Below are 13,291 nucleotides of genomic sequence, written 5' to 3' on the forward strand. Positions count from 1 at the left end.
GGAATCTCGAGATTCCGGGTTCGATGCTTCGCATCGCCCCGGAATGACGGTCAACTCAAAACATTGGTCAGTGGCGCGGGGACAGACCCGCGATGACGAAATCGATCATCTGGTCGATGGTCGGGCCCGGTTTGGTGGCGCACTGGGCGATCATCTGGGGGTGGAAGAAGCGCATCATCGCGGTGCAGGCGCACAGCGACGCCAGTGGCAGGTCCGGCGCCTCGAACTCGCCGGTGGCGGCGCCTTGGGCGATCATCTGGCCGATGACGCCGGCAATGCACTCCATATGGGCGACGCAGACGTCCCAGTCCTCCTCCATCGCGATCGCGACCATCTCGTGCAGCTTGCTATCGCCGACATAGCGCTCGGTGTTCATGCGGTGGATGGTGGTGAGCAGCTCGCGGAAGCGCGGCAGCACCGGACCGGGACGGGTCACGATCCGCTGCGCCTCCAGCTCGACCTCGCCCATCAGGCCCCGCGCCACCGCCTGGTGGATCGCCTTCTTCGATTCGAAGAAGCGATAGACGTTGGCGGGGCTCATCCTGAGCTCCTTGGCGATGTCGCCGACCGTGGTCTTCTGATAGCCGATCTGGCGGAACAGCCGCTCGGCCACCTCGAGGATACGATCCCGGGTGTCGCCTTCGATATGTTCCGCAACCAGTGTCATTTTGTCAGGACTCGTTCGTCAGTACTTCATCTCACTTATTCAGCCGCTTCAGCAAGCGGAATAGCGGGATGGTCATCGCTCCCATGCTGCGACGCGGTAGGCGGTTCGGCCGAACCGGCCTCGTCCAGGCTCTTCCTGAACCACAGGGCGTAGAGGCCCGGCAGGTACAGAAGCGTCAGGAAGGTCGCGACGAACAGGCCTCCCATGATCGTGATCGCCATCGGGCCCCAGAACGCCGAGCGCGACAGCGGGATCATGGCGAGGATGGCGGCCAGCGCCGTCAGCACCACCGGACGGGCACGACGGACGGTCGCCTCCACGATCGCCTCGCGCCGGGTCAGGCCGTGGCTGACGTCGGTCTCGATCTGGTCCACCAGGATGACGGCGTTGCGCATGATCATGCCGGCGAGCGCGATCAGGCCGAGCAGCGCCACGAAGCCGAACGGAGCGTTGGCGACGTTGAGGCCGAGGGAGGCGCCGACGATGCCGAGCGGCGCGGTCAGGAACACCAGGATCAGGCGCGAGAAGCTCTGCAGCTGGATCATCAGCAGCGTCAGCATCACCATGACCATCACCGGGAAGAGGATGAAGATCGAGGCATTGCCCTTGGCGGATTCCTCGAACGCGCCGCCCGCTTCGATGCGGTAGGCCGGCTCGAGGTGATCCTTGATCGCCTTCAGCTTCGGCGTGATCTGGTTGGTGATGTCGGGCGCCTGCACGCCGTCGACGACGTCGGAGCGCACGGTGATCGCCATGTCGCGGTTACGCCGCCACATGATCGGCTCCTCATGGGAGTACTCGATCTTGGCGATCTGCTGCAGCGGCACGGCAACGCCGTTGCGCGAGGTAATGGTGAGATCGCCGACACCGCCGAGGTCGAGCCGCTCGGACGGGATCGCACGGGCGACCACGCCGACCTTCTCGATGCCGTCGCGCACGGTCGTGACCTGCGAGCCCGAGATCAGCATCGCGAGCGCCTGCGAGACCTCCTGCGGGGTCAGGCCCATGGCGCGGGCGCGATCCTGGTCGACGACGAGCTTGAGGTAAGGCGACTGCTCGTTCCAGTCGAGCTGGACGTCCTTGACGCTCTTGTTCTGCCGCATGACGTCGCGGACCTGGTAGGCGATCTCGCGCACCTTGTTGGCGTCGGGGCCGATCACGCGGAACTGCACGGGGAAGCCGACCGGCGGACCGAAATTGAAGCGGTCGACGCGCACGCGTGCCTCGGTCAGCATGCCGTCGGCGACCGCGCCCTCGATCTTGGCCTTGACGCGCTCGCGCGCCTCGACGCCCTTGGCGACGATCACGATCTCGGCGAAGGCCTCGTTCGGCAGCTGCGGGTTGAGGCCGAGCCAGAAGCGCGGCGAGCCCTGGCCGACATAGGCCGTGTAGGTCTCGATGTCCTTGTCGTCCTTCAGCAGCGTCTCGGCCTGCTTCACGGCCTTCTCGGTGACGTTGAAGGCGGTACCCTCAGGCAGCCGCAGCTGCAGGAACAGCTCGGGCCGCTCCGACAGCGGGAAGAACTGCTGCTGGACATGACCGAAACCGACGATCGAGGCGACGAAGACGCCGACGGTCGCGACGACCACGGTGATGCGGTGATTGACGCACCACTGCACGATGGCGCGCAAGCCGCGATACATGCGGGTCTCGTAGACCGCGTGCGGATCGTGGTTGTGATGGGCCTTCATCTCCGGCAGCAGCTTGACGCCGATATAGGGCGTGAAGATCACCGCCACGAACCAGGAGGCGACCAGCGCGATCGCCACGATCCAGAAGATGCTGCCGGCATATTCGCCGACCGCCGAATTGGCAAAGCCGATGGGGAGGAAGCCAGCGGCCGTGACCAGCGTTCCCGTGAGCATCGGAAACGCAGTGGATTCCCAGGCAAAGGACGCCGCGCGCATGCGGTCCCAGCCCTGCTCCATCTTCACCACCATCATCTCGACCGCGATGATGGCGTCATCGACGAGCAGGCCGAGCGCGATGATCAGCGCGCCGAGCGTGATGCGATGCAGATCGAGCGACATCGTGTTCATGACAATGAAGACAATGCCAAGCACCAGCGGCACCGACAGCGCGACCACGATGCCGGTGCGCCAGCCGAGCGCCAGGAACGAGACGAACAGCACGATGACGAGCGCTTCCATGAAGGAGTGCACGAACTCGCCGACGGCGTGCTCGACCACCTTGGGCTGGTCGGCGATCAGCTTGACGTCGACGCCCTGCGGCACGGCCTTCATGAACTCGGCGGTCGCCTTCTCAACTTCCTTGCCGAGCTCGAGGATGTTGGCGCCCTTGGCGGTGACGACACCGATGCCGATCGCGGCCTTGCCTTCCTGGCGCACCACGAAGCTCGGCGGATCGACATAGCCATGGGTGACGGTGGCAATGTCGCCGAGGCGGAACACGCGGCCGTTGCTCTCGACCGGGGTCTCCGCGACAGCCTTCGCGCCGTCGAGCGCGCCGGTGACGCGCAGCGGCACGCGCTGCGAGGAGGTCTCGACCGTGCCGGCCGGCGTCACGTTGTTCTGCTTGGCGAGCGAATCGAACAGCGCCTGCGGCGTGATGCCGAGGGTGGCGAGCTTGGCATGGCTGAACTCGACGAAGATGCGCTCGTCCTGGTTGCCGTAGACGTCGACCTTGGTGACGCCAGGCACCTTCAGCAGGCGCTGGCGGAAACCTTCGGAGACCTTCTTGAGCTGGGCATAGTCGGCGCCGTCGCCGGTCATCATGTAGAGGATGGAATCGACGTCGGAGAACTCGTCGTTGACGACGGGTCCGAGAATACCGGACGGCAGCTGGCCCTGCACGTCGACCAGCTTCTTGCGCAGGAGATAGAAGAGATAGGGCACGTCCTTCGGCGGCGTGTTGTCGCGGAAGGTGACCTGGAGTGCGGTGAAGGCGGGCTTGGAGTAGGTTTGCACCTTCTCGAAGTAGGGCAGCTCCTGGATCTTCTTCTCGATGGGGTCCGCGACCTGGGTCTGCATCTCCTGCGCGGTCGCGCCCGGCCAGATCACGGAGACGTTGACCACCTTCACCGTGAAGAACGGGTCCTCAGCGCGGCCGAGCTTCTGATAGGAGAAATAGCCGGCGACGCCGAGCACGAGCATCAGGAAGAGAACCAGCGTCGGATGGCTGACGGCCCAGGCCGAAAGGTTGAAGCGCTTCATCGCTCTCTCCGAAAGACGATCCAGTTGCAAAAACGACAGCCGCTCTGTTCAAACCGTCGTCGCGAGGCAGCGAAGCAATCCAGGGGGCTGGGCAGGTTCTGGATCGCTTCGCCGCTTCAGCCTTTGCTTAGGGACACAGGCCGAAACTCACCTCACACGACGTAACTCGCTTAGAAAGAAAGTGACGAGACGACCCGCACCTTCTGGCTCGGATCGAGCTTCTGCACACCGAGCGCGACGATCTTGGCGCCTTCCGGCACGCCGCCGGTGATGACGACGTCGTTGCTCTCATAGGACTTCACCACGACCGGCTGCAGCGTGACCGCGCCGTTGTCGTCGACGACGTAGAACGAGGGCTTGCCGCCTTCGTTGAACAGCGCCGACAGCGGCAGCCGCGCGACGCGCTCGGTGGCGGCGTCCGACAGCGTCAGCGTCGCGGTCATTCCGAGCGCGACCCTGTCGTCGGCCTCGGGCAGCGAGAACTTTGCGAGATAGGTGCGCGTGGCGGGATCAGCCGCCGGCGCGATCTCGCGCAGCTTCGCCGTGTATTTCTTGTTCGGCTCGGACCAAAGAGTGACGCTGGCGGCGCCCGATTTGGCACGTCCGACCAGCGTCTCAGGGATCGCGACGACCGCTTCCTTCTCGGCAAAGCGGGCGACACGGATCGAGGCCTGGCCTGCGGCAACCACCTGGCCGGGCTCGATCAGCGTTGCGGTGACGACGCCACGGGCGTCGGCGTTGAGCGTCGCGTAGGAAAGGGAATTCTTGGTCAGCTCGACCGAGCGGACGGCGCGGTCGAGGCGCGCGCGGGCCTCGTCGGCGGATGCACGGCTCGAATCGAGCTGTGCGTCCGTGGTCCAGCCCTTGGCCTTCAGATCCTTGGCGCGCTGCTCGGCGGCGGCGGCCTGGGCCAGCACGCCGGTCGCAGCGGTCTGCTCGGCGACAGCCTGCTCGGCCTGGAGCTTCAGATCGACCTCGTCGAGGGTGGCGAGCGGCTGGCCGATCTCGACGGTCTGGCCGACCTCGACCAGGCGTTTTGCAACTTTACCAGCGACGCGGAAACCCAGGTCGCTCTCGATCCGGGGACGGACGGTGCCGACAAAGCTCCGCTCTGGGGTCTCGGCGTCATAATGGGCGGTCGCGACCAGAACCGGGCGCGACGGCTCGGCCTTCTCGGCGACGGTGTCATTGCAGCCGGCCAGTGCAGCGGCCATCAGGGCCAGCGACACACCCGCCAAAAGCCTGGAATAGCTCGACAAAACCGACCGGACGAACATCGGAGGACACTCCTCAATCTTGAATGAGAGGAATGTCGACTAATCACTGATAAAAGTCAATAATCGTCAGTCATCAGGAAAGCGTGATCGTTAAGGGCTGGTAAGGATTGGCGGGATGGTTGCCAGGAAGGTGCGATCGTAGGGTGGGCAAAGCGAAGCGTGCCCACCAGATCGGCGTATCAGGGAAAGATCGTGGGCACGGCGCTCTGCGTCTTTGCCCACCCTACGAAGCTGCGGGACCGTTCACTCGGCGTTACCGCCCCTGCCCGGCGAACTCGTGCTTGCTCTCGTGGCCGCCGACGAAGACCAGAATGCCGGCGATCAGCGGGAGCACGGCAAGCACCAGGAGACCGGTCGAGGTCTGCCCCGTGGCTTCCTTGACCCAGCCGATCAGATACGGTCCGCCAAAGCCGGCGAGGTTGCCGATCGAGTTGATCAGCGCGATGGCACCAGCCGCCGCCGTACCGGAGAGCCAGGCGGTCGGCAGGGTCCAGAACACGCCGAAGACGCAGAACACGCCGATGGCGGCGAAGGTCAGCGCCACCATCGTCATGGTGGGATCGGTGAGATAGGAGGAGACGCCGAGCGCAATGGCGATCAGGATCATGGGTGCGCCGACATGCATCACGCGCTCGCGCGTGGCATCCGAGTGCCGCGCCCACAGGATCATCGCGATCGTGCCGAACACATAGGGAATCGCGGTCACGAAGCCGGTCTGCGCATTGGTGAGACCGAACGCCTTGACGATCTGCGGCAGCCAGAACTGCATGCCGTAGAGCGCGCCGACGAAGCCGAAATAGATCAGGCTCAGCGTGATCACCTTGGGCGAGGACAGCGCTTCGCCGAGCGTCAGATGCTTCACGGCCTGCTTGGCCGCGATCTCGGCATCGAGCTTCGCCTTGAGCCAGGCCTTCTGCTCGGCCGAGAGCCAATCCGCCTTCTCCGGCCTGTCGGTGAGATAGAACCAGGTGACGATGCCCAGCAGCACGGAGGGAATGCCTTCGAGAATGAACAGCCACTGCCAGCCCTTCAGGCCCATGATGCCGTCGAGACCAAGCAGCAGGCCGGAGATGGGCGCGCCGATCACGGTCGAGATCGGGACAGCGATCGCGAAGGCCGCGAGGAAGCGGGCGCGGTATTCGGCCGGGTACCAATAAGTGAGATAGAGGATGATGCCGGGGAAGAAGCCGGCTTCGGCGACACCGAGCAGGAAGCGCAGGACGTAGAAGCTGGTGACGCCGCTGACCATCGCCATCAGCGCCGAGATGATGCCCCAGGTCACCATGATCCGGGCGATCCAGCGGCTGGCGCCGAACTTCTCCAGCGCCAGATTGCTCGGCACCTCGAAGATGAAATAGCCGATGAAGAAGATGCCGGCGCCCCAGGAGAAGATCAGCGGCGTGAACTTCAGCTCGGCGTTCATGGTCAGCGCGGCGAAGCCGAGATTGACGCGGTCGAGATAGGAGAAGAAGTAGGCCAGCACCAGGAACGGAATCAGGCGCCAGGAGATGGCGCGGATCGTCGAGGTCTCGACTTCGCTCTTGGCAGTGCCGGTGGAACCGGCATAGGTCGTGGTCTGGCTCATCGCTTCCCCCCGGGGTTGTTGCTTTTATGGGCTAAAGCCGTTTCGAATCGAAACGGCTTTAGATTCATGTTTTGACGCGTTTTCTTGACGCGAACCGGTATCCACCTCGCTCGAAAACGCTCTGTTCGCGGTTTTGAGCATCGCCGCGAAAGAGTCAATGGAGCAAGCAATGCACGGGGCGCAGCCAAATCATTCTGCTGCGCTGCTACGGACATCGCTGACCCGGGCCGCCCTCGCGCTGGTCGTGATCGCCTGCGGCCTGTCCCTGCGCTGGTACGGCTTCCCGCTTGGCCTGCCCGCCTTCGTGGTGAAGTATGGCGGCTCGCTGCTATGGGCGATCATGGTGTTCTTGCTGGTCGGGGTCTTGCTGCCGCAGCTGTCACGGGCGCAGATCGCGGCCATCGCAGTGGCGATCGCCGTCGTCGTCGAATTCTCCCGGCTGGTGCATACGCCGTGGCTCGACGGATTCCGGCTCACCACCGCGGGCGCGCTGCTGCTCGGCCGCATCTTCTCGCTGTGGAATCTGGTGGCTTACGCGGTCGGGATCGTCGTCGGCATCTGGCTAGACAGCTACGTCGTCCGGTCGAGCAAGCTCAACTCGCGACCGGCCGGCTCGAGCCGCGAATGATCAGCTCTGTCGGCACGGCGAGACCGCGGCCGCGCTCGATCTCGTCGCCGCGCATCCGCTCCAGCAGCATGGTCGCGGCGTGGCGACCCATGGCCGCCAGATCCCACGCGATCGCCGTGATCGGCGGCGTGTGCAGCTCGGCGAGGTCGGAATCGCTGCCGGCGACCACTGAAACCCCATCGCCGACGGCAAGACCCATCGTCCGCAGCGCGCGCAGGCAGCCGCCGAGCATGTCCATCGCCGCGACGAAGAGCGCGGTCGGCGGCTGCGCAAGACCCATGAGCGACGCCGTCGCCCGATAGGCGTCTTCGCTCGAGAGCACGTTGTCGCGCACAAGTCTCGGATCCGGCGCAAAGCCCGCCGCCGCATAGGCTGCACCAAATCCCTCCAGACGGCTTCGCGACGGAAAGGCCTTGGTATCGCCGACGAGCATCGCGATCCGCCGGTGCCCGAGGCCGAGCAGATGGCTCGTCGCAAGGCGCGCACCCTCGCGATGATCGGCCGTGACGCGATCCAGCGCCTCGATGCGATCGCGGTCGATGAGCAGGACCGGCATCTGCGCCTCCGACAGCGCCTCGCGCACGTCCTGGTGCTGCTCGTCGCTCAGCGTCATCATCACGCCGTCCACGCGGCGCCGGCGGAAGGCGCGCAGCAAGGCGATCTCGATTTCGGGGCGATTGGTCGTGCTCGCCAGCAGCAAGGTGTATCCGGCCTCCCGCAAGACCGCCTCCGCCTCCTTGATGAACAGCGCGAAGCGCGGAATGTCGAAATCACGAATCGCGCAGCCGACGAGCCGCGACCGTCCCGCACGCATGCTCTGCGCGGTGACATCGACCTCATAGCCGAGCTGCGCCATCGCCCTTTCGACACGCTCGCGCAGCTCCCTGGTCACCGCAGGATGATCGTTGAGCACGCGGGATACCGTGCCGACCGCAACACCGGCTTCCCGGGCGACATCCTTGACCTTCACTGTTTGCGGTCGGTGGGCGTGCGATGGCATGCCGCAATATGAACCGATTCACCAGGTCAGAGCAAGACGGCGCCGACGATTCTGCCTTCGAAATGACCATTCTGCTTAGTAATTGCCGCCGGCAACCGAAGTCGTAATGAACCGGTTCATTGACTCCGTTGCAGGACGCGGCACAATGGCCGTCGCCGGCGAAACGCCGCGTGAGGAGACCTCACCCATGCCGCAGCCCAAGATCGCCTTTGTCGGATTTGGCGAGGCCGCGCGATGCTTTGCATCGCATCTGGCGGCGCAGACGGGTGCGCCAATGGTTGCGTTCTGCCAGGGCAAGACCAATGCGCCGCCCTACTCTGGGGCCTTCCGTGCGCTGGCCGGCCGTTGCGGCGTCACGCTCACCGACCGGCTCGAGGACCTGTCGGACGCGGACGTGATCTTTTCCGCCGTGGTCGTTGCTGTCGCGGCTGAGACCGGTGAAGCCATTTCCAGGATCATCCGTCCCGGCTGCCTCGTGGTGGACATCAACGCCGCCACTCCGCGAACGAAAAAGAGAGTTGCCGAAGCCGTGGAGGCGCGCGGCGGCGTGTTCGCGGACGCGAACCTGATGGGGTCGGTCGACCTCTATGGCGCCGCGGTCACGCTCTACACCTCCGGCAGCGGTGCCGAGCGCTTCGCGGAGATCTTCGGACCACTCGGCTTCCGCATCGATGTGGCCGGCCCGGAAGCCGGAACGGCAGCGGCCGTCAAGATGCTGCGGAGCGTGGTGACGAAAGGCATGGAGGCACTGCTGGTCGAAGCTCTGACCGCCGCAACGCTTGCCGGCGTGCGCGATGAAACCATGCGCGGGCTCTGCACGTCGATGGATGCCACCACGTTCAGCAAGTTCCTGGATATGTGCGTCCGCTCCGACGTGCTGCATGCCGAGCGCCGCGCGGTGGAGATGGACGGCGTGGCGGCGGGCCTGCGGGAATTGGGCTTCGATCCCCTGATGACGGCCGCCACGACGGCGCGATTGAAAGTCTCCGCGCGACTCGGGCTACGGGACGAGTTCGTGCGGCGCTCGGTCTATTCCGCCGATGAAGTGCTGGACCGGTATGCGCACGAGCTGTCGGTGCCCGGAAGCGAACCACGAGACCCGCACGAACTCAAAGAGCGACCGTAGACGGGGAAACGATAACGCTCACTCCTCCAGTTGAAACCGCTCGAACCGATCAAGCTCGTCCTCGATGCCCCGCTTCAGCTCCTTGCGTCCCGCCGTCTTCTTGCCCTGCCCGACCCAGGTCCATTTCTGCATCAGCAGCTTCTTGGCCTGCCGGTCGGCCTTGAGATCGAGCGCAGCGACGATCTCGTCGCCGACCAGCACGGGAAGCGCGAAATAGCCGAGCTTGCGCTTGGCCTTCGGCACATAGGCTTCGAACAGATGGTTGTAGCCGAAGATGAGATTGGTGCGCTTGCGCTGGATGATCAGCGGGTCGAACGGCGAGAGGATGTGGACGAGATCGGGCGATACGCCCTCGCCCGGCTCCAACGACGCCGGCGTCGCCCAATGCTCCTGCTTGCCGGCGCCATCGATCGCAACGGGCACGAGCTCGCCGCGGCGGACGCGCGAGGCGATCAGCCCGGCGACCGCCTTCTTGCGCGGCGCGTCGAGATGGCAGATCGAATCCAGGCTCACCACGCCCTGCGAGCGTAGCGCGCGGTCGAGCAGATAGGCCGTGATCTCCTTCGCGGAGGCCGGCTTCGGCAGCTTGTCCCAGCCGAAATGGCGCGTCATCAGGTCATAGGTCTTGAGCATGCCGAGGCGCGCGCTGATGGTCGCAACGCCGGTATAGAAAGCGAGCTGGAGCGCCCGCTTCGAGGGCTTTCGGCTCTGCCAAAGGTGCTCCTTCTCGGTGAGCACGTCGTCCTCGATGTCGCGGATCGTCAGCGGGCCCGCGCGCAGCAGCCGCATCACCTTGCGCGTGTCGGCCGGCTTCACCGAGGCGTACCATTTGTGTCCCTCGCGCTTGTGCTCGCGCATCGCCGGCAGGAAGAAGCGAAAGTCGGCGGACGGCACGTAGGAGAGCGCATGCGTCCAGTATTCGAACACGCTTCGGTCGACGCTCTGGGCCTGGCGCAGATCGGCGCGGCGATAGGAGGGAATGCGGCTGAACAGGATGTGATGGTGGCTGCGCTCGATGACGTTGATGGTGTCGATCTGCACATAGCCGAGATGAGTGACCGCATCCGCCACCGCCTGCGCCCCCTCGCCGAACGGCGCGCGCTCGTCCAGCCGCTGGGCATGCAGCCAGATCTGCCGGGCCTGTGTGGTGGTGAGCGGGAGCGGTTTGGGCGCGCGAGACATTGCGGGAAGCAATGTAGCGAGATTCGCGCCAAGAGAAAGAAGGCAGCGGACAAGGAAAAGCGGCAGTTAAAGTAAAAGCCACGCTGCCATCTGCTGACAGCGCGGCCAAACAAGGCGCGCCTTGCGCCTTACTTCATCGACATCGCCTTTTGCGACTTCATGTAGTGCATGCAGGCGCTCTTCATCTTGCCATTGCTCATGTCCGCGTTGGCCATGGCCATTTCCTTGTTCGCCGCCATCTTCGCCGGCGTGTCGGGGGTGCCGCCCATCATGGCGGCGGTCTTCATCATGTTGTCCGTGGTGCACGCCATCATCGCGGCGGAGGCGGGGGACAGCGAAAGAGCAAACGCGACAAAGGCTATGGCCGTGAGCAAGGTCTTCATCGAAAAATCTCCTCGAGCAAAACGAAACCGGCGTCATGCCGGCCTTCGCAATTACGTATTCTCTCGTGCAGACGTTTCGTGGAGAAGACAATTTTCTTGCTGCCGTGCGATGGCAGAAGGCTCAGTGGCCCTCTTTCGGAGCCCTGGACCGGCCGCCGATGCTGCCTGTGGCGACATCGGGCTCGCAGGACGCCCTGCCGCGCCCTTCCGACTGGCAGCGGTAGACGCTGCCGGTGAGACGGTCGACCAGCCACATGTTCTCGTCGGTCGGTGCCTCCAGGCCGACATAGCGGGAGGTCAGCCCCGTGATCAGCGTCGACAGCAGGATCGCCACCGCGATCATCGCCGCGCCGATATAGACGGGCATGGAATTCAGGGAGACGGTCCGATCCGGCGGGCCACTGCGGTAGAATTGGGAGTCACGCTGATAGTCACTTGGCCTCGGCACAGGATGGAACTCGGCTCCCTTCGCAGATGAGTGGTTGTCGGATCGTGCTAGGCGCGCAACTGGCCGAATTCTTGTTCGCACGCAGGCCATCCCGCGACGGCTTTGCGACGATCGATGAGCAAGGGTTTCCGAAACACAGAGGCGGCCCGAACCGGGCCGCCTCTGGCTCCGCCTTGGCCTCAGCGGCGGCCGAACAACCCGCCCATCATACCGCCGAACAGGCCGCCTGGGCCGCCGGTCGGACCGCCACCACCGCCGCTATAATAATGGCGCCGGCCGCCACCGCCGGAGGAACGGCGACGCGCCGGCTCATCGTCGGCCTGCTCGGAGGAGGCCGCTCGGGTCGAGACGATCTCCGACAGCAGGGCCTTGTGCTGGAGCTTGTTGAGATAACCGGTCGCGGGATAGCCGCGTGCCGCCTGCCACCGCCTCATCACGGAACGGGTCTCCTCGTCGAACTTGCCCGTCGCCTTGACATCGAAGCCGAGCCCGGTGAGGCGACGCTGCACGTCGCGGCGCTGGCTCTTGTCGAGACCAATCTGGTCTTCGGACACCTGGTTGGCCTCTTCCGTAAAGGTCGCGGGATCGATCCCGGCCGACAGGTTGCGGGTGGTGTTGGAGGGACCATCCTGCAACGCCGCGATCCGGGCGAGTGCGATCGATTTGAACGTGCCATTGGGATAGCTGGTGAGATAGGCGTTGAGCTCCTCGACCTTGTTCGAGTCCTTGATCGAGCGCCAGAACTCGAGCTCGACGTCGGAGCCTTGCTTGCCGGCGGCCAGCGCCGGCGCGTTCGACGCATCGGTCGTGGCCGCGGCCGGCACGCCAACCGGATTGAGATACACATTGCCCGTGAGGTTGGTGTGACCCCAGGGCAATTGCCCCTTGCTGGTCTCGTCGCTGACCTGGGCGCGGACCTTCGTCATCGCCTGCTGGATCTCGATCCCGGGCTGGGCGATGTTGGCGACGAGCGCGCGGGTGAACGGGCTGTTGGTGCCGGCCTCGCCGTCGAGCGCGGTCTGGCCGGGGCCGGTGGCAAAGGCTATCAGCGTGCCCTCTCCCGACTTCATCTCGGCAAGACCAGTCTGCACATTGACGGAACGGGTGGCCCTGGCCGCGCGGATCTTCGCCGCGAACGGATTGTCACGGCAGGCATCCAGGAACACGAGCTTCACCTTCGCGTCCGACATCGTCTGATCGAGCGTGAGGTCGACATTGATCGCCGCGCCCAGCTTGACGTCCATCTCGGATTTCAGGTCTGCGTCGATCGGCAACAGGTAGTTGACGCCGTTCACGGCGATCCCGTGGCCGGCATAGAAGAATACCGCGACATCGGCACCTTCGCTCTTCTTGCCGAACTCCAGAAGCTTTGCAGTCATGGCGTCGCGGGTGAGGTTGGCGCCCTCGACGACATCGAAGCCGACATTGCGCAGCACCCTGGCCATCGCCTTGGAATCGATTGCGGGGTTGGGAAGCTGCGGGACATTCTTGTAGGTGGCGTTGCCGACGACGAAGGCGACGCGCTTGTCCGCGAAAGCTGCGTTGCCGCTGACAATGAATGCTGCGATCGAAATTGCTGCGATCAAGAAGCGCATGATCATTCTCCCCTGATCCAAACTTCTTCGCTGCTCTCGGGTCGGCCTTAGCCGATCCGATGAGAGCAATCTGGTCCAGCTCACAAGGACGCACTGTGATCTGGATCACTCGGGGATTTCCGCTGCCCGAACCGAACTGGGAGTCGCTGCGACGGTAGCTTTTCGGGCTGCTGACGCAGCGGGCAATACAGGCTGGTGACGAGCAATGACGAAAAGATTGTACCTGC

Annotated in this window: 11 protein-coding genes; 2 read left to right on the forward strand and 9 right to left on the reverse strand. The window is 64.6% G+C overall.

Annotated features, from left to right (window positions below):
* Window positions 1-67 precede the first annotated feature (67 nt).
* The 4 genes from BRAGE_RS0127200 to BRAGE_RS0127215 form a co-directional block, all read right to left on the reverse strand.
* Window positions 68-667 (reverse strand): TetR/AcrR family transcriptional regulator, encoded by a 600-nt coding sequence (locus BRAGE_RS0127200; protein WP_027564297.1) that lies wholly within the window; start codon window positions 665-667, stop codon window positions 68-70.
* A gap of 35 nt (window positions 668-702) precedes the next feature.
* On the reverse strand, window positions 703-3,840 hold the full coding sequence (locus BRAGE_RS0127205; RefSeq protein ID WP_027564296.1) for an efflux RND transporter permease subunit: 3,138 nt from the start codon (window positions 3,838-3,840) through the stop codon (window positions 703-705).
* A 170-nt stretch (window positions 3,841-4,010) separates the two neighbouring features.
* Window positions 4,011-5,117, reverse strand: a complete 1,107-nt coding sequence (locus tag BRAGE_RS0127210) for an efflux RND transporter periplasmic adaptor subunit (RefSeq protein WP_027564295.1) — start codon at window positions 5,115-5,117, stop codon at window positions 4,011-4,013.
* A gap of 253 nt (window positions 5,118-5,370) precedes the next feature.
* Window positions 5,371-6,702, reverse strand: coding sequence for an MFS transporter (locus BRAGE_RS0127215; RefSeq protein ID WP_027564294.1), 1,332 nt, complete (start codon window positions 6,700-6,702; stop codon window positions 5,371-5,373).
* A gap of 169 nt (window positions 6,703-6,871) precedes the next feature.
* Between BRAGE_RS0127215 and BRAGE_RS49285 the strand changes: the two genes are divergently transcribed.
* Window positions 6,872-7,330, forward strand: a complete 459-nt coding sequence (locus BRAGE_RS49285; protein ID WP_027564293.1) for a DUF2809 domain-containing protein — start codon at window positions 6,872-6,874, stop codon at window positions 7,328-7,330.
* Here the strand turns inward: BRAGE_RS49285 and BRAGE_RS0127225 are convergent.
* Window positions 7,296-8,300: a LacI family DNA-binding transcriptional regulator gene (locus BRAGE_RS0127225; protein ID WP_028146375.1), complete on the reverse strand. Its 1,005-nt coding sequence runs from the start codon at window positions 8,298-8,300 to the stop codon at window positions 7,296-7,298. The genes BRAGE_RS49285 and BRAGE_RS0127225 overlap by 35 nt on opposite strands.
* Window positions 8,301-8,475: 175 nt before the next feature.
* Here BRAGE_RS0127225 and BRAGE_RS0127230 point away from each other — a divergent pair, with 175 nt between their 5' ends.
* On the forward strand, window positions 8,476-9,456 hold the full coding sequence (locus BRAGE_RS0127230; RefSeq protein WP_027564291.1) for an NAD(P)-dependent oxidoreductase: 981 nt from the start codon (window positions 8,476-8,478) through the stop codon (window positions 9,454-9,456).
* Window positions 9,457-9,474: 18 nt separating this feature from the next.
* Here the strand turns inward: BRAGE_RS0127230 and BRAGE_RS0127235 are convergent, their stop codons facing one another.
* The 4 genes from BRAGE_RS0127235 to BRAGE_RS0127250 all read right to left on the reverse strand — a co-directional run bounded on the left by BRAGE_RS0127235 (window position 9,475) and on the right by BRAGE_RS0127250 (window position 13,064).
* Entirely contained in the window at window positions 9,475-10,638 is a 1,164-nt protein-coding gene (locus BRAGE_RS0127235; protein WP_027564290.1) for a winged helix-turn-helix domain-containing protein, read from the reverse strand.
* 128 nt (window positions 10,639-10,766) lie between these two features.
* Window positions 10,767-11,021: a hypothetical protein gene (locus tag BRAGE_RS0127240; protein WP_027564289.1), complete on the reverse strand. Its 255-nt coding sequence runs from the start codon at window positions 11,019-11,021 to the stop codon at window positions 10,767-10,769.
* 121 nt (window positions 11,022-11,142) lie between these two features.
* Window positions 11,143-11,388 carry a hypothetical protein gene (locus tag BRAGE_RS0127245; protein ID WP_027564288.1) on the reverse strand — a complete coding sequence of 82 codons (246 nt, stop codon included), beginning with the start codon at window positions 11,386-11,388 and terminating at the stop codon, window positions 11,143-11,145.
* A 260-nt stretch (window positions 11,389-11,648) separates the two neighbouring features.
* On the reverse strand, window positions 11,649-13,064 hold the full coding sequence (locus tag BRAGE_RS0127250) for a caspase family protein (protein ID WP_027564287.1): 1,416 nt from the start codon (window positions 13,062-13,064) through the stop codon (window positions 11,649-11,651).
* Between the last annotated feature and the right edge of the window lie 227 nt (window positions 13,065-13,291).

It is taken from the genome of Bradyrhizobium genosp. SA-4 str. CB756 (genome assembly GCF_000473125.1).
Classification (GTDB): domain Bacteria; phylum Pseudomonadota; class Alphaproteobacteria; order Rhizobiales; family Xanthobacteraceae; genus Bradyrhizobium; species Bradyrhizobium arachidis.